The organism is Burkholderia latens (assembly GCF_001718795.1).
In the GTDB taxonomy this organism is placed as follows: Bacteria; Pseudomonadota; Gammaproteobacteria; order Burkholderiales; family Burkholderiaceae; genus Burkholderia; species Burkholderia latens_A.
In genome coordinates, this window is the sequence record NZ_CP013438.1 from 704,201 (window position 1) to 720,745 (window position 16,545).

General features: G+C 65.5%; 12 protein-coding genes, 1 tRNA gene and 1 pseudogene. 11 read left to right on the forward strand and 3 right to left on the reverse strand.

Annotated elements, in window-relative coordinates; translation table 11 throughout:
• Nucleotides 1-12 precede the first annotated feature (12 nt).
• Nucleotides 13-1,170 carry a porin gene (locus tag WK25_RS22490; protein ID WP_069242776.1) on the reverse strand — a complete coding sequence of 386 codons (1,158 nt, stop codon included), beginning with the start codon at nucleotides 1,168-1,170 and terminating at the stop codon, nucleotides 13-15.
• 421 nt (nucleotides 1,171-1,591) lie between these two features.
• Nucleotides 1,592-2,524: a YihY/virulence factor BrkB family protein gene (locus tag WK25_RS22495; protein ID WP_059546477.1), complete on the reverse strand. Its 933-nt coding sequence runs from the start codon at nucleotides 2,522-2,524 to the stop codon at nucleotides 1,592-1,594.
• A 143-nt stretch (nucleotides 2,525-2,667) separates the two neighbouring features.
• Here WK25_RS22495 and fdnG point away from each other — a divergent pair, with 143 nt between their 5' ends.
• The 8 genes and pseudogenes from fdnG to WK25_RS30770 all read left to right on the forward strand — a co-directional run.
• Entirely contained in the window at nucleotides 2,668-5,739 is a 3,072-nt protein-coding gene (gene fdnG, locus WK25_RS22505; RefSeq protein ID WP_156789085.1) for a formate dehydrogenase-N subunit alpha, read from the forward strand.
• Between the two features lie 10 nt (nucleotides 5,740-5,749).
• A complete protein-coding gene (gene fdxH / locus WK25_RS22510; RefSeq protein WP_040139449.1) occupies nucleotides 5,750-6,664 on the forward strand; it encodes a formate dehydrogenase subunit beta in 915 nt (304 codons plus the stop codon).
• Nucleotides 6,661-7,287 carry a formate dehydrogenase subunit gamma gene (locus WK25_RS22515; RefSeq protein ID WP_040139450.1) on the forward strand — a complete coding sequence of 209 codons (627 nt, stop codon included), beginning with the start codon at nucleotides 6,661-6,663 and terminating at the stop codon, nucleotides 7,285-7,287. The genes fdxH and WK25_RS22515 overlap by 4 nt, the downstream gene beginning before the upstream one ends.
• 108 nt (nucleotides 7,288-7,395) lie before the next feature.
• The gene (fdhE, locus tag WK25_RS22520; RefSeq protein WP_174554696.1) at nucleotides 7,396-8,337 is read left to right on the forward strand and encodes a formate dehydrogenase accessory protein FdhE; all 942 of its coding nucleotides are present in this window, start codon (nucleotides 7,396-7,398) and stop codon (nucleotides 8,335-8,337) included.
• A gap of 67 nt (nucleotides 8,338-8,404) precedes the next feature.
• Nucleotides 8,405-9,844 carry an L-seryl-tRNA(Sec) selenium transferase gene (gene selA / locus WK25_RS22525; protein WP_069242779.1) on the forward strand — a complete coding sequence of 480 codons (1,440 nt, stop codon included), beginning with the start codon at nucleotides 8,405-8,407 and terminating at the stop codon, nucleotides 9,842-9,844.
• A complete protein-coding gene (gene selB, locus WK25_RS22530) occupies nucleotides 9,841-11,766 on the forward strand; it encodes a selenocysteine-specific translation elongation factor (protein WP_069242780.1) in 1,926 nt (641 codons plus the stop codon). The genes selA and selB overlap by 4 nt, the downstream gene beginning before the upstream one ends.
• 31 nt (nucleotides 11,767-11,797) lie before the next feature.
• Nucleotides 11,798-11,893 (forward strand) — tRNA-Sec (locus WK25_RS22535).
• A 67-nt stretch (nucleotides 11,894-11,960) separates the two neighbouring features.
• Nucleotides 11,961-12,169 (forward strand): annotated as a pseudogene (locus WK25_RS30770) (PDDEXK nuclease domain-containing protein); the annotation flags it as partial.
• A gap of 31 nt (nucleotides 12,170-12,200) precedes the next feature.
• Here WK25_RS30770 and WK25_RS22540 read toward each other — a convergent pair.
• Entirely contained in the window at nucleotides 12,201-13,064 is an 864-nt protein-coding gene (locus WK25_RS22540; protein ID WP_083253065.1) for a fimbrial protein, read from the reverse strand.
• 71 nt (nucleotides 13,065-13,135) lie between these two features.
• Between WK25_RS22540 and WK25_RS22545 the strand changes: the two genes are divergently transcribed.
• The 3 genes from WK25_RS22545 (at nucleotide 13,136) to sctL (ending at nucleotide 16,440) form a co-directional block, all read left to right on the forward strand.
• Nucleotides 13,136-13,486: a thioesterase family protein gene (locus WK25_RS22545; RefSeq protein WP_409995348.1), complete on the forward strand. Its 351-nt coding sequence runs from the start codon at nucleotides 13,136-13,138 to the stop codon at nucleotides 13,484-13,486.
• 240 nt (nucleotides 13,487-13,726) lie between these two features.
• The gene (locus tag WK25_RS32305; RefSeq protein ID WP_269466032.1) at nucleotides 13,727-15,442 is read left to right on the forward strand and encodes a type III secretion protein HrpB4; all 1,716 of its coding nucleotides are present in this window, start codon (nucleotides 13,727-13,729) and stop codon (nucleotides 15,440-15,442) included.
• Nucleotides 15,436-16,440, forward strand: a complete 1,005-nt coding sequence (sctL, locus tag WK25_RS22560) for a type III secretion system stator protein SctL (protein ID WP_069242782.1) — start codon at nucleotides 15,436-15,438, stop codon at nucleotides 16,438-16,440. The genes WK25_RS32305 and sctL overlap by 7 nt, the downstream gene beginning before the upstream one ends.
• Nucleotides 16,441-16,545 lie beyond the last annotated feature (105 nt).

The following is a 16,545-nucleotide window of genomic DNA, read 5'->3' on the forward strand; positions in this document are numbered from 1 at the left end:
GAAACGTACTTCTTAGAACTTGTGGCGCAGGCCGAGTGCGACCATTTCCTGGGACTTCGTGCCGGCGTAGCCGTACGAGCCGATCGACGCTTGTGCGGCTTGCGTCGTATTCGCGTCGACGCGTTGCGTGCCGCTTGCGTGCTGGTATGCACCGACCAGGTAGACGTCCGTGCGCTTCGACAGCGAGTAATCCGCGCCCAGCGAAACCTGATGGTACTTCGCGTCCGTGTCGCCGCTCGCCTTCGTGTACGAGTAGCCCAGACCCAGCAGCAGCGGCGGCGTGATCTGGTACGTTGCGAACGCGCGGCCCGTATTGTACTTCTCGGTTGAACCGAAGCCCGACGATGCGTCCGGCTTGTACTGTGCGTTGCTGTACCCGAGGCCGAGGGTGACCGGGCCGATTGCGTACTGGCCTGCGACTTGTGCGATGCCGATGGACTTCGCCGTCACGTAACCCGAGTTGATCGGGCCGTCGACGATGTTGTCGGCCGTCGTGGACGTCCAGGTGGTGCGCACACCTGCTGCCGGCGTCGGGTTGTTTGCGTAGAAGTAGCCAGCTGCAACGCCGATCGGGCCGTTGTTGTAAGCGGCTGCGACCGACCAAGTCTGACCCGAACCCGGCTTGCCGGCGACGCCGCTCAGACCGTACATGCCTTCGAACTGGAAGCCGCCCCAAACCGGCGAAGCGTACTTGATCGCGTTGCTGACGCGCAGGCTGTTGTCGTTATTGTCGACGTCACCCGGCGTTGCGAAGAAGCTGCCGAAGTAGTTGTCAGCCGTGACTGCTTGGACCAGGTCAACTACCGGGTCGTACTGGCGGCCCAGCGTCAGCGTGCCGAACTGGTTGCTTTCCAGGCCGACGTATGCCTGGCGGTTGAAAATCGTGTTCGATGCGCTCAGCCTGCCCGTGCCGGGGTTGAAGCCGTTTTCAATTTGGAAGATCGCCTTCAGGCCACCGCCCAGATCTTCCGCACCTTTCAGGCCCCAACGGCTGCCTTGCAAATTGCCCGACAGCATTTGCCACATGTTATTGGCCTGGCCGTCGTTGCCGTGAACGTAGGCAATCGACGTATCGATCACACCGTACAGCGTCACGCTCGACTGAGCGTGAGCAGCGCCGGCGGCGCCCAGCAGGGCGAGCGAGAGGGTCGAGAGAGCGAGTTTCTTCATCGTTGAGTATCTCCACGCAAATGATTCGTGATTCATTATTTGTTGCGGATTGGAGAATAGCGCAGTGCCATCCATGCAAGAAAGCTTAAAAAATAAAGTGTCTCGAAAAGGTAACAGCGGGAAAAAATCCATATATATCAAGCACATCAACAACTGTTCCTCTTTTTGAAACAGTTGACAGTTGCTGCGTTGCGATTGTTGCGATGGGCGGCACGCCTGGCGACGGAAGCGTGGATTTCGCGGTTCTGCGTGCGGAAATTCGGGCGTGCAAACGTTTGCCGTTGCAGCACGCCGCGCACGTCGATGCAATGAACGCGTCAACGGGCGGGCATGCGAGGTCCGGGAACGTGGTTGCGAAACGCAGAGCGATCGCGTAGCGCGGCGCGCGCATCGCGCGGCCGGCAGCGAAGGAGGGCGGCGGTTAGTCGTCGCGCGCGGAACCGGTGGCGCGCGCGGCCGGCCCGGATGGGGGCGGCAGCTGGCCGGTGCGGCCATGCGCGTCGCCGCGCGCGGCCGCGAATTCAGCGCCGAGCAACAGCACGACCGCCGAGAAGTACAGCCACATCAGCAGCACCGCGAACGACCCGGCCGCGCCGAACGCGCTCGCCGTGCCCGCGCGCGCCAGATACAGCGCGAACAGTTTCTTGCCGCCGGAGAACAGGATCGCGGAAACGACGCCGCCGATCATCGCATCGCGCCACGCGACGCGCGCGTCGGGCAGGAACTTCATCAGCGCGGCGAATGCGCCCGCGAGCACCGCGATGCCGACGAAGAACTGCAGCACATTCGTGATCGCGACGTACGGAGAATTGCCGAGCAGCCAGGTGCCGATGAACGTGATCGCGGTATCGAGCACGAGCGACACGATCAGCAGGAACGCGACGCCGAGCACGAGCCCGAACGAAATCAGCCGCACGCGCACGAGGCCGAGCATGCTCGACCAGCGGTTTTCCGTGCTCGGCCAAATCACGCTCAGCGCCGTGTTCAGCGACGCGAACGTTGCCGAAGCGCCGATCGCGAGCGCGGCGAACGAGATCAGTGTCGCGATGCCGCCGCTTGCGCCCGCGCGGTGCGCATTCTGCACGATGGTCTGGATGCTGGCGGCCGCGTCGTCGCCGATCAGCTGATGCGCCTGCTCGAACACCTGGCCGCGCGCGGCGTCGTCGCCGTAGAACCAGCCGGCTACGGCAATGACCATCACGAGCGTCGGCGCGAGCGAGAACGCCGAGAAGAACGCGATGCTCGCGGCCATCGCCGAGCAACGGTCGGACGAAAAGCGCTTGAACGCGTTGAGTGCCCAGTTCGCCTGCTGCCGGGCGAGACGGGTGGCTTCGGAAGTGATCTGTCGTTTCATGACGGTTCGGTTGCGCAAGGAACGCGGATCATCGCAGGTTAATCGGACAAATCGGTATTGATCCGAGGATTCGATCGAAGTTGCGTGAACTGTCTATAATTCCTTTCAGTTGTACCCCACCCCACAAGAACGCCGAGACCATCATGCTACAAATGTCCCGGCGCCAGTTCCTGAAGGTGACGGCCACGTCGCTTGCCGGATCGAGTCTTGCCCTGATGGGCTTTTCTCCGACCGAAGCGCTTGCCGAAGTCCGACAGTACAAACTGGCGCGCACAGTCGAAACGCGCAACACCTGCCCATATTGTTCGGTCGGTTGCGGCATCCTGATGTACAGCCTCGGTGACGGCGCGAAGAACGCGCAGCCGAGCATCATCCATATCGAAGGCGATCCCGACCACCCGGTCAATCGCGGCACGCTGTGCCCGAAGGGCGCGAGCCTGATCGACTTCATCCACAGCCCGAATCGTCTGACGCATCCCGAGTATCGCGCGCCGGGTTCGGACAAGTGGCAGAGCATTTCCTGGGCCGACGCGCTCGACCGGATCGCGAAGCTGATGAAAGCAGACCGCGACGCGAACTTCGTCGAGACGGCGGAAGACGGCGCGAAGGTCAACCGCTGGCTGACCACCGGCATGCTGGCCGCGTCGGCGGGCAGCAACGAAGTCGGGTACTTGACGCACAAGGCTGTCCGCAGCCTCGGGATGCTCGCATTCGACAATCAGGCGCGTGTCTGACATGGCCCGACGGTGGCAGGTCTTGCCCCGACGTTTGGCCGTGGAGCGATGACGAACCATTGGGTCGACATCAAGAACGCGGACGTGATTCTCGTGATGGGCGGCAATGCAGCCGAGGCCCATCCGTGCGGTTTCAAGTGGGTGACGGAGGCGAAGGCGCACCGTAAGGCGCGGCTGATCGTCGTCGACCCGCGCTTCACGCGTACGGCCTCGGTGGCCGACTACTACGCGCCGATCCGCACCGGCACCGACATCGTCTTCCTGGGCGGCGTCATCAACTATCTGCTGACGAACGACAAGATCCAGCACGAGTACGTGAAGAACTACACGGATTTCACGTTCATCGTCCGCGAGGATTTCGCGTTCAACGACGGCATCTATTCCGGCTATGACGCGCAGAAGCACGCGTACCCGGACAAATCGAGCTGGGACTATGAGCGCGGCGACGACGGTTTCGTCAAGGTCGATCCGACGCTGCAGCATCCGCGCTGCGTGTACAACCTGCTGAAGCAGCACTACGCGCGCTATACGCCGGACATGGTCCAGCAGGCGTGCGGCACGCCGAAGGAGAAATTCCTGAAGGTGTGCGAGATGCTCGCGAGCACGGCCGTGCCCGGCCGCGCCGGCACGGTGCTGTACGCGCTCGGCTGGACCCACCATTCGATCGGCGCGCAGATCATCCGCACCGGCGCGATGGTGCAGCTGCTGCTCGGCAATATCGGCATCGCCGGCGGCGGGATGAATGCGCTGCGCGGCCACTCGAACATCCAGGGCTTGACCGATCTCGGGCTGATGTCGAACCTGCTGCCGGGTTACATGACGCTGCCGATGCAGGCCGAGCAGGATTTCGACGGCTACATCAAGAAGCGCACACAGCTGCCGTTGCGCCCGAACCAGCTGAGCTACTGGAAAAACTACAAAGCGTTCCACGTCAGTTTCATGAAGTCGTGGTGGGGCGATGCGGCGACCGCCGAGAACAACTGGGCGTACGACTACCTGCCGAAGCTCGACAAGCAGTACGACCTGATGCAGGCGATCGAGCTGATGAATGCCGGCAAGATGAACGGCTATATCTGCCAGGGCTTCAACCCGCTCGCGGCGGCGCCGTCGAAGGTCAAGACGGCCGCCGGCCTCGCGAAGCTGAAGTGGCTCGTGATCATGGATCCGCTCGCGACCGAGACGTCCGAGTTCTGGAAGCCGCACGGCGACTTCAACGACGTCGATCCGTCGAAGATCCAGACCGAGGTGTTCCGTCTGCCGACCACGTGCTTCGCGGAGGAAAACGGCTCGCTCGTCAGCTCGAGCCGCGTGTTGCAATGGCACTGGAAGGGCGCGGAGCCGCCCGGCGAAGCCAAGAGCGATCTGGAGATCATGGCGGGGCTGTTCCTGCGCATGCGCAAGATGTACCAGACGGAAGGCGGCAAGTATCCGGATCCGATCGTGAACCTGACCTGGCCGTACGCGAACCCGGAAAGCCCGACGCCCGAAGAGCTTGCCATGGAGTTCAACGGGCGCGCGCTCGCCGATCTGCCCGACCCGAAGGATCCGACCAAGACGCTCGTGAAGAAGGGCGAGCAGCTCGCCGCGTTCGCGCAGCTCAAGGACGACGGCACGACCGCGAGCGGCTGCTGGATCTTCTGCGGCGCATGGACGCAAGCCGGCAACCAGATGGGCCGGCGCGACAACTCCGACCCGACCGGCATCGGCCAGACGCTGAACTGGGCGTGGGCATGGCCGGCGAACCGGCGGATCCTGTACAACCGCGCGTCGTGCGACGTGAGCGGCAAGCCGTTCGATCCGACCCGCAAGCTGATCGGCTGGAACGGCAGCGCGTGGAAGGGCGCCGACGTCCCCGACTTCAAGGCGGACGAACCGCCGGAGAACGGGATGGGGCCGTTCATCATGAACCCGGAAGGCGTCGCGCGCTTCTTCGCCCGTGCGGGGATGAACGAAGGCCCGTTCCCCGAGCACTACGAGCCGTTCGAGACGCCGCTCGCGGCGAACCCGCTTCACCCGGACAACCCGCAGGCGCTGAACAACCCGGCCGCCCGCGTGTTCCCGGACGACCGCGCGTCGTTCGGCAAGGTGACGGAGTTCCCGCACGTCGCGACGACGTACCGGCTGACCGAGCATTTCCACTACTGGACCAAGCATGCGCGGCTGAACTCGATTATCCAGCCCGAGCAATTCGTCGAGATCGGCGAAGACCTCGCCAAGGAAGTCGGTGTCGCACATGGCGATCGCGTGAAGGTGTCGTCCAAGCGCGGCTACATCGTCGCGGTCGCGCTTGTCACGAAGCGGATCAAGCCGCTGACGATCGAGGGCAAGAAGGTCCAGACGGTCGGTGTCCCGTTGCACTGGGGCTTCAAGGGTCTGACGAAGCCCGGCTATCTCGCCAACACCCTGACTCCGTCCGTCGGCGACGGCAACTCGTACACACCGGAATTCAAGTCGTTCCTGGTGAAGGTCGAAAAGGCGTAAGGGGGAAGAGATGGCATTGCAATCGCTGGATATCAAGCGCGTCTCCGCCACCACGACGCCGCCGCCCACGGCGCGCGAACCGGTGACCGGAAGCGTCGCGAAGCTGATCGACGTATCGAAGTGCATCGGCTGCAAGGCATGCCAGACGGCATGCATGGAGTGGAACGACCTGCGCGACGAAGTCGGCACCAACGTCGGCGTGTACGACAACCCGGCCGACCTCTCCGAACACTCGTGGACCGTCATGCGGTTCTCCGAATACGAGAACCCGGCCGGCGACCTCGAATGGCTGATCCGCAAGGACGGCTGCATGCACTGCGAGGATCCGGGCTGCCTGAAGGCCTGCCCGTCGCCGGGCGCGATCGTGCAGTACAACAACGGGATCGTCGACTTCCACGAGGAGAACTGCATCGGTTGCGGCTACTGCGTGACCGGCTGCCCGTTCAACGTGCCGCGGATCTCGAAGAAGGACCATCGCGCGTACAAGTGCACGCTCTGTTCCGATCGCGTCGCGGTCGGGCAGGAACCGGCCTGCGTGAAGACCTGCCCGACGGGCGCGATCGTGTTCGGCACCAAGGAGGACATGAAGCAGCACGCGGCCGAGCGGATCGAGGACCTGAAAGAGCGCGGCTTCGAGCATGCGGGGCTGTACGACCCGCAGGGCGTCGGCGGCACGCACGTGATGTACGTGCTGCACCACGCGGACAAGCCATCGCTGTATCACGGGTTGCCCGACAATCCGTCGATCAGCCCGATGGTGAGGCTGTGGAAGGGCATCGCGAAGCCGCTCGCGGTGGCCGGCCTCGCGCTGACCGCGCTGGCCGGGTTCTTCCACTACACGCGGGTCGGTCCCAACGAAGTCACCGACGAAGAGGAAGCCGCTGCCCGCGACGAGGCACGACGCATCAAGGAGGACGCGAAATGAACCACGACGACCCCAACCTGATCGTCCGCTACACGCCGAACGAGCGCACGAATCACTGGATCACCGCGATCACGTTCGTGCTGCTCGCGCTGTCCGGGCTCGCGCTGTTCCACCCGTCGATGTTCTGGCTCACCGCGCTGTTCGGCGGCGGCCAGTGGACGCGGATCCTGCATCCGTTCGTCGGCCTCGTGATGTTCGTGTCGTTCGCGATACTCGTGGTGCGCTTCTGGCATCACAACGTGCTCGATGCGGACGACCGTCAATGGCTGAAGCAGATCGGCGACGTGGTCACCAACCGGGAAGACAGGCTGCCGCCGGTCGGGCGCTATAACGCCGGACAGAAGCTGCTATTCTTCACGCTGGTGGCGTGCCTGTTGCTGCTTCTGCTGTCGGGAATCGTGATCTGGCGCCGCTACTTCTCGTTCTACTTCCCGATCGGGGTGATCCGCGCGGCAGCTGTCGTGCACGCCGTGGCGGCCTTCGTGCTGATCGCGAGCATCATCGTGCATATTTACGCGGCGTTGTGGGTGAAGGGGTCGATCGGAGCGATGGTGCGCGGCACCGTCACGCTGGGCTGGGCCCGCAAGCATCACCCGAAGTGGTTCCGTGAGAGCGTGAAGTAACGCAGCGGCGCGGAACGATACGCCGCGTGCGGCGCATCGTTCCGCCAACCGCCGGAATCGCCTGAAAGCGCCGATCCGTCGGCGCTTAGTTTTTTGGAAGACATTGTCGTGACACAACGCATTCTGGAGCCGACCGAGATCTCGGCACTCGATCATTCGGCCATCCCGCGCTTTCGCCTGCCCGAGCGCGGCACCGCATTCGCCGCGCGTGCCGAGCGACTGCGCAAGCTCGCCGATCTGAACCCGATCAGCGGTTACCTGCGGCTGATGGCCACTGTTGCGGACGCACAGCACGCGACGCTGCAAACGCTCGAGTTGCCGCTGCCGTCGAAGGAGGCGATTGCACGCGCGCAGCAACATTCGATGCTGCTCGTGCCGGCGCTCGGCGGCGAGCGCGACGCGCGCTGGCGCGCCGTGCTGTACGAACTGCTCGATCGCGTCGAAGGCGCAGGGCTCGTCAACCCGCAACTCGCGAAACTGCTCGACCGGCTGCGGCTGATGGCGCCGGCCGAACTCGACGCGCAGGCCGACGCGGTCCTCGCACTGCGCTTCGCCGAGGTCGACCCGGCCACCGCTCCGTTCGTGATGGCCGCGCTGCAGGTCGCGTGGACGGACCTCGCGAGCCGCGTGACGCCGGCTGACGTCCCGTATCTCGATCAGCCGGGCGTATGCCCGGTGTGCGGCACGCATCCGGTCGCGAGCATCGTGCGGGTCGGCGGCCAGTATCAGGGCTATCGATTCCTGCAGTGCGGGCTCTGTACGACCGAGTGGCACATGGTGCGTACGAAGTGTTCGCACTGCGACTCGACCAAGGGCATCGCTTACCACGGGATCGAGGGCGGCAGCGAAGCCGTCAAGGCCGAGTCGTGCGACGAATGCAAGACCTATCGCAAGATCGGCTACCAGGAGAAGGACTACGAGTTCGAACCGCTCGCGGACGACCTCGCGAGCCTCACGCTGGACCTGCTGATGAACGAAGCCGGCTACCAGCGGAGTTCGCCGAACCCGCTGCTGTGGCCCGACATGTCGCGCGAAGCGGAAACGGACTGACGGCACGGCGCCGGCGCGCGCGCCGGCGCAGGTCGCCTGTCATGCATCGAAAGGGAGCCACGATTACGTGACCGAACCGGGTTTGAACGAACTGAATGCCGTCCTCGCGCGTGTGCCGTCTGTCGAGCGCGTGCTGTCGTCGGCGCCGCTGCAGCCGCTGCTCGCGGACTATGGCCGCACGCGGGTGCTGAACGCGGTGCGCGCCGAACTCGAACGCTGGCGCGCCGCCGCGCAGCAGGATCCGACGGCGGCTGAACCGCTCGACGAGCCGCGAATCGCCGCCGCCGTCGCCCATATGCTGGCCGCGCAAAGCGCGGGTGCCGTGCGCCCGGTGTTCAATCTGACGGGCACCGTGCTGCACACCAATCTCGGGCGCGCGCTGTTGCCCGACGACGCGGTGCGCGCGGTTGTGGCGGCGCTCACGCAGCCGCTCAACCTCGAATTCGACCTCGCGACCGGCCGCCGCGGCGACCGTGACGATCTGATCGACGATCTGCTGTGCGAACTGACCGGTGCGGAAGCAGCGACCGTCGTCAACAACAACGCTGCAGCCGTGTTTCTGGCCCTGTCCGCGCTCGCGCCGCGGTGTGAAGTGATCGTGTCGCGCGGCGAGCTCGTCGAGATCGGCGGCGCATTTCGCATTCCCGACATCATGAGCCGCGCCGGCGCGAAGCTGCGTGAAGTCGGCACGACCAACCGCACGCATCTGCACGACTATGCGAACGCGATCGGCCCGCGCACGGCACTGCTGATGAAGGTCCATTGCAGCAACTACGCGATCAGCGGCTTCACGAAGGAAGTGACGCTGGCCGAACTCGCGCCGCTCGCGCGCGAGCGCGGGCTGCCGGTGGCGGTGGATCTCGGCAGCGGCACGCTCGCCGACCTGTCGCAATGGGGCTTGCCCCACGAGACGACCGTGCAGGAAACCGTCGCGGCCGGCGCGAACGTCGTCACGTTCAGCGGCGACAAGCTGCTCGGCGGCCCGCAGGCCGGCCTGATCGTCGGCGATCGCGCGCTGATCGCGAAGATCAAGAAGCATCCGCTCAAGCGTGCGCTGCGTGTCGGCAAGCTGACGCTGGCTGCGCTCGAACCCGTGCTGCGCCTCTACCAGGCGCCGGAATTCCTGCGCGAGCGGCTCACGACGCTGCGTCTGCTCACGCGGCCGCAGCACGACATCGCCGAGGCCGCCGAGCGCGTGCGGCCGGCGTTGCAGGCCGCGCTCGGCAGCGGCTTCGACGTGCGCGTCGAGCCGATGTTCAGCCAGATCGGCAGCGGCGCGCTGCCGGTCGACCAGTTGCCGAGCGCCGGGCTCGTCGTACGCACGCCGGACGGCAAGCGCGGCGGCCGCGCGCTTGCGCAGCTCGAGAAGCGGTTGCGCGAATGGCCGCGCCCGGTGATCGGCCGCGTCGCGGACAATGCGCTGAGGCTCGACCTGCGCTGCGTCGAAGCGGCCGACGAAGCGGCATTCGTCGCGCAATGCATGCAGCGCGTGGAGCCGCGTGCATGATCGTCGGCACCGCGGGACACATCGACCACGGCAAGACGACGCTCGTGCGGGCGCTGACGGGCGTCGACACCGACCGGTTGAAGGAGGAGAAGGCGCGCGGCATCTCGATCGAACTCGGCTACGCGTACACGCCGCTCGAAAACGGCGACGTGCTCGGCCTGATCGACGTGCCGGGTCACGAGAAGCTGATTCATACGATGGCGGCCGGTGCGTGCGGGATCGATTTCGCGCTGCTCGTGATCGCCGCCGACGATGGCGTGATGCCGCAGACGCGCGAGCATCTCGCGATTCTGCAATTGCTCGGCGTCGCACACGGCGCCGTCGCGTTGACGAAGTGCGATCGCGTCGATGCGGCGAGGATTGCCGACGTGCGCGACGAGATCGCCGCGTGGCTGCACGATTCGACGCTAGCCGGTGTGCCGATCTTCGAAACGCGGGCGACCGTTGCCGACGATCCAGGCGTCGCCGCGCTGAAGCAATATCTGGCCGACGCGGCACTTGGATGGCGTGCGCGTCGCGACGACGGGTTGTTCCGGCTCGCCGTCGATCGCGTGTTTACGCTGGCCGGGCAGGGCACCGTCGTCACGGGCACCGCGTTCGCGGGCCGCGTGGCGACCGGCGACACGCTCGCGATCGCACGCACCGGCGATGCCGCGCGCGTGCGCAGCGTCCATGCGCAAAACCGGCCGGTGGACGCGGGCCGCGCGGGTGAGCGCTGCGCGCTGAATCTGGCCGGCGTCGACAAGGCTGACGTCGAACGCGGCGATACCATTGCCGATGCGCGGCTCGTCGCGACGTCGCCGCGTGTGGACGTCGAACTGACGCTGCTGGCCGATGCGGGACTTACGCTGACGCACTGGGCGCCGCTGCACGTGCACCTGGGCACGCTGCATCGCGTCGCGCACGTTGCGCTGCTCGACGGCGAAACGCTCGCGGCCGGACAGAAGATGCGCGTGCAGCTCGTGTTCGACGAGCCGGTGTTCGCGCTACCGGGCGACCGTTTCATCGTCCGCAATCCGCAAGCGACGCGCACCGTCGGCGGCGGCCGTGTGCTCGATCCGTTCGGGCCGGCGCGCAAGCGTCGCACGCCGGCGCGGCGCGCGTGGCTCGACGCGCTGGCTGCGTGGCTCGACGAACGGCGGCTCGATGCACTGCTCGAGCAGGCGCCGCTCGGTATTGCGCGCACGATGCTCACGCACTTGACCGGGTTCGCGCCTGACGTGCTTGCGCTGCGGGAGGACGCGCTGTCGATCGGTCAACGCGAGCGCACGTCGAACGACGGCACGGTGATCGCGCGCGCACACTGGGTAGCGCTGCAGGCGCGCGCGCTGGACGCGCTGCGTGCATACCACGAGCGCATGCCGGACGAGCAGGGCCTCGATGCGGCACGTCTGCGACGAATGGCGGCGCCGCTCGTCGGCGATGCGTTGTGGCGCGCGGTGGTCGATGCGCTGGTGGGCGACGGGGCGCTTGCGCGCAGCGGGCCGTGGCTGCACCTGCCATCGCATGCGGTGAGTGTCGATGCGCGCGAAGAGGCGTTGGCGCAGCAGTTGCTGCCGCTGATTCATGCGGGGCGATTCGATCCGCCGTGGGTGCGTGACCTCGCGCGCGACACGGGCGCGGCAGAGGATGCCGTGCGCGCGCTGCTGCGCAAGCTCGCGCGGCGCGGCGACGTGCATCAGATCGTGCGCGATCTGTTCTATCACGCGGATGTCGTGCGCGAACTCGCCGGCCTCGTCGCGCAACTCGCGCCGACGCGCGGCGGCGGCCTCGACGCTGCAACATTTCGCGATGCGACCGGGCTCGGCCGCAAGCGTGCGATCCAGATTCTCGAGTTCTTCGACCGGGTTGGGTATACTCGCTTCCACCGCGATCTTCACTTCCTGCGGCCTGACAGCGGTTGGGCGGGTATTCAGGCGTAGGCGCTCGTCGTTCTTTTCGGTTTTTCCCCACGGAAGGCATTCGTATCCGGTGGTACGGCCGGGCTTCAAACCCGGTTGGGGGTGTCAGACACTCCCGGGTCGGTTCGACTCCGGCTGCCTTCCGCCACATTGGTCTTTCCGGCTATTCCGAACTCATCCGTCAACGTCGACTGGCACGTGCACCGTGAAATTGCATAGGTCGGCAGCGGCGTCTGCGGATCGATGACACCTGGTTTCGCGTCGATCTCGTGTTTTTTCACCGGCGCTTGCGATGCCTGCTCATTATCGATTTGAAGGTCGGACGCTTCAGCTATGCGGACGCGGGCAGATGAATCTCTACCTCGACTACACGCGTGAACATTGGACGAAGCTCGGCGAAAACTCCCCGGTTGGCTTGACGCTAACGCGTGCCCGACGATTCGGCGCGGGTTGCGTCAGTCATAGGTCATCACAAAGGTCACCGAGGTATTCGCCGTGCCCGGCACCAAGGTAGCAGCGGTCTGTCGATACGCCGCCTTCAGCGGAATGTTGAAGTTGCCGCCGAGCTTGTCGTAATCGCCGTACTGCAGCTTGGTCTTCAGCGCGATTGGGTTACCCGAGCTATCGAGCAGCTGCAAGCCCACGCCCTTGGCGGTCGAGTCAGCATCGAGCGCCACGACCGACCGCGTTGCATCAACAATGGTCGTGTTGGGATTCAGCTGATACGACACCTTGCTGATGCCCTCGGGGCATTCCTTCAGGGCAATTGAAAAGCTGACGGGCGCCAGCGAAGAACCGATGCCCTTGAACTGCCCCACATAGTTCTGATCCCCCATCGATACATTGACGACCGGCGTCTTGCAGGAAAGTGTCGCGACGGAGGATTGATTGCGTGTTTTTACCGTAATTGGCTTGATCTGATTTTCAACGGTAATGTAACCGAGGATTCCGGAAGGAACACTCGCACCCGGTTCAACCGGGCCAATTTTCTTGATGCGCAGAGTCATTGGCTTCGATAGCCAACCCCAGGTGGTCTGCGAACTCGGATTCGAGATGGCGGACGCAAAAGCGATATCGGGCAACCCGGGTTGGTCCGACTCATCGAAACTCCAAGCCAAGCCCGTCTTGCCGATCGGAAGGTCGGCGCTCGTTGCAGCGCTAGCGGCCGCACCTACCGAATTGACCATCCCGTGCTTGAAGTCACCGCGGCAGTTGAACCGGTTTTGGTTGGGCGCGGGAATACCTTCCGACACCCACACCACCGCGCCCACCGGCGCATCGCGAGGCACCACGAGATCGGTGGGTACCGTAAATTCCATGCTCTGCGGGCCTTCGTTCTGTACGTAGCCGCACAACGCGGCATAGGCTGCCCCGGGTTTGGCACAACCTATTGCCAAACAAGGCGTCCGCCTTCGGCAACGATACGGACGAAAAATACCCGGACGTGATGTCGACGCCCGCGATGCTCGGCCTGATGGAGCGGGCATGTGCGGAAATCATGCGCGCCGAGCTGGAGGACGGGCAGTTGTCGGTGGGCGTCACGACTCAGCTGACGCACTCGGCACCAACACCGGTCGATGCGCAAGTAAGCGCCACCGCTAGCTTCCGCCGGCGGGAAGGCAACCTGTTCGTCTTCGACGTCGTCGTGCACGATCCGAAAGGCCAGGTTGGCAGCGGAACGCATGCACGCGCGATCGTCGATCGCACGGTCATAGAGAAAAGAGCCGCGTCGCGTCGTTAATCGCGCCTATGGTCGGCATGGCACGACAGTGCTGCTGACGGTCGTCGCACCGGCGGCACCGGGTTCAACATGAATGGTTTTTGCGCTGGTAAGCTGGGCGGATCTGCCACCGTGCTGCGAACGACTATGGACGAGCGAAGTCTGAGCGCTGTCGATCGATTCGCCGATCTCCGATCTGCGATCGATACGGATTGCTGGCGCAATGCGAGGGATGTTGCGGCGCAACGATTCGGCGCGTACGTGCTGACGTTGAGCGACGACGCAGTTCCGCTCGAAGCAGCGGACGACGATGCACGCGCGTTGGCAGCGCAATGCGGCATCGACCTCGGCGCGCTGGACCTCGACCAGCTGCTGCGTGATTGCCGCGATTCGCTGCGCGAACGAGGCAACGTAACGGTCGACCTGCCACTCGATGTCGGAAGCAACCTGCGCTGCGCCACCACTCGCGTGTCGGTCGGATCGGCCAATGTCTATCTGCTCGCATTGCGGCGAGCGGAGCCCGACGCGCGATCGCTACACGACCTGCTCGCACTGCTCGACATCACACTAGGCGTGTCGCTGAAAAGTCATTTTGATCTCGTCGCGCACCAGACCCTCGTGGAGGAACAGAAGGCGATCATCGACCACATCGGCGACGGTCTGATGGTGCTCGGCCGAGGCGGCATCGTTCGTCACGCGAGTACCGTCGCCGGGCGGATTCTCGGAATCGATCCGGTGGCCAGCATCGGCCAGCCGCTCGAGGCGCTGATCGACTTCGAGCCGATCATTGCACCGATTTTCACGACGGGCGTGGGTTACGTCGATCGCGAACTCATAATCGATTCGCCCGCGCGTCACCTGCACCTGATCGACACCGCGATTCCCGTGAAGAACAGCTGCGGGCAGGTGGTGTCCGTCGTCAACACGTTTCGCGAGATCAAGCGCGTGCGCAGCATTGCCGGCAAGTATGCGGGCAACTACGCGCGCTATACGTTCGAGAACATCGTCGGGAAGAGCGATAGTCTGCTCGACGCGATCGGCGCTGCGCGCAAGGCGGCTCACGGTTCGGCGAATCTGTTGCTCAGCGGCGAAAGCGGCGTCGGCAAGGAGATTTTCGCGCAGTCGATCCACAACGCGAGCGCTCGCCACGCGCAACCGTTCATTGCGATCAACTGCGCCGCATTGCCGCACGACCTGATCGAAGAGCACATGACGAACGCATACGACTCATATGACGCAGCCGATGCGTACGACGCATCCGCCGACCCCGTTGCCGCCCCGAACGGCGCGACGCCGGCGGCCGTGGCCGCGAGACTGGCCGCGTACCATCGGCGCCGGCGTACGCTGTTCGACTGGATGCATCCGGCGTGCCGTGTGCGCGTGCCCTGTGCGGACCGACTCGACGCATGCAGCCCCGCGCAGGCCGAGGCGCTTGCCGATGCGCTGCTTGACGAATGGGGCATGCCGGCGCCGCCGCTTGCCGCGTTCGACGCGCCGGAAACGGCGCTTGCGTTGCTGCCGGCGCACGATTGTCTAGCCGTGTTCCGCTTGCGCGCGCTCGTGGAGCAGGCGGATGCATTGCGCGCCTGGATCGACCGGCCGCGTCGCGAGAAGTTGACCGGCTGGATCGGGGCGCGCGGCGTCAATCTGCTCTTCGCGCGCGGGCGTGAGCTTGCGGGCAATGCGCGCTCGCTTGCCGTGTGCGCACACCACGCGGCATCGGTCATGCAACTGCCGCTCGACGCGGCCGATGGCGATGCGCTCGCCTGGCTCGGCTTCCGGCTTTTCGCGCGCGACTGCCGATGGGCGCATGGCGGCCCGCTCGCGATCATGCGGTTGGCCATGCCGGCGCGCGACGATGAGGAGGCGTTGCCATCCCCTTCGATGCCGCTGTCGCTGCCGTCTTCGGCAGGCTCGAACCCGAGCCTTTCGATCGTCTCGCAGCTGCCCGACTTGTTTCCGGAGTGGTCATGGTGATCTGGTTACGCAATCCTCAGGCCGAAGGCAAGGACCTCGGCGTGGGCGTCGAAGGCGACGTCCTGCGTCATGAACGCCTCGCGGCGATCGTCGAGATCGATGCGGCGTACGCCGAGATGCGCCGGCAATGCGACGAGGCGCTGGACGCGGCGCGCGCCCAGGCCCGCATGCTTCTGGACGAGGCCCGCGCGCGCGCGGACGAGCTCGTCGAGCGTGCCATGCGCGAGTTCGCGCAAGCGGCCGAGCGCGGCTACGACGACGGCTTGCGGCGGGGGCTGACCGATTGGCACGAACGCGCGGCGGCCGCGCACGCCGAAGCCTGCCGGCTCGCGCCCGGACAGCACGACCGGCTCGCGGAGCTGGTGACGCTGGCGGTCGAGCAGATCGTTGCGTCGGTGGATCCCAAAGCGCTGTTCGCGCGCGCGGCCGCGACGGTGGAGCGCATCGTCGCCGACGGCAGCCCCGTTCATCTGCGTGTGCATCCGTCGGACCTGGCCGCGGCGAGCGCGGCCTTCGACGAAGCGGCCGCGGCGTGGCGCGAAGCCGGGCGCTCCGTGCGACTGTGCGTGGCGGCCGATGCGACGCTTGCGCCCGGCGCCTGCGTCGCCGAAACCGACCTGGGCGCGATCGACGCGAGCTTGTCGTTGCACTTGGCGGCGATGCGTGCCGCCCTGGCGCGCGCGGTGCGAAGCGTGGCGAAGGACCCATGGCGCGAGGCGCCGAATGCGCCGCCCGGGGAGGACGCAAGTGCCTTCGGTGCGCAGGCCGGTTCCACGGGCGATGCCGAGGTGCCGATAGACGAGTACGTCGTCGGAGCCGGCGATGACCAGGCGGACCCGGATCAGCGCGCGAACGACCGCGGCGACGGCGGCGGCGGCAACATGGGCGACGAAGAAGGTGGGCAAGGCGATGCCGCGGCCCTGCACATGGCGGGCGATCTGCGCGACGAGGGTTGGGCCGGTGCAGCGTATGCCGACGCCGACGCGATGTCCATCTGAACCGGTTCGTGCGCGGCACGAGGAACAAGACATGACAGGGAACGGAGCGCCATGATCGACATCGCGGACGGTTTCGGAACCGATGAAGCGAGCGGGGTGCGCATC

Excerpts from the sequence above, each read along its gene's own strand:
- WK25_RS22515 (WP_040139450.1), top strand. The coding sequence starts at position 6,661 with ATGAACCACGACGACCCCAACCTGATCGTCCGCTACACGCCGAACGAG.
- WK25_RS22495 (WP_059546477.1), bottom strand. The coding sequence starts at position 2,524 with ATGAAACGACAGATCACTTCCGAAGCCACCCGTCTCGCCCGGCAGCAG.
- sctL (WP_069242782.1), top strand. The coding sequence starts at position 15,436 with ATGGTGATCTGGTTACGCAATCCTCAGGCCGAAGGCAAGGACCTCGGC.
- WK25_RS22540 (WP_083253065.1), bottom strand. The coding sequence starts at position 13,064 with ATGGAATTTACGGTACCCACCGATCTCGTGGTGCCTCGCGATGCGCCG.
- fdxH (WP_040139449.1), top strand. The coding sequence starts at position 5,750 with ATGGCATTGCAATCGCTGGATATCAAGCGCGTCTCCGCCACCACGACG.
- selB (WP_069242780.1), top strand. The coding sequence starts at position 9,841 with ATGATCGTCGGCACCGCGGGACACATCGACCACGGCAAGACGACGCTC.
- WK25_RS22490 (WP_069242776.1), bottom strand. The coding sequence starts at position 1,170 with ATGAAGAAACTCGCTCTCTCGACCCTCTCGCTCGCCCTGCTGGGCGCC.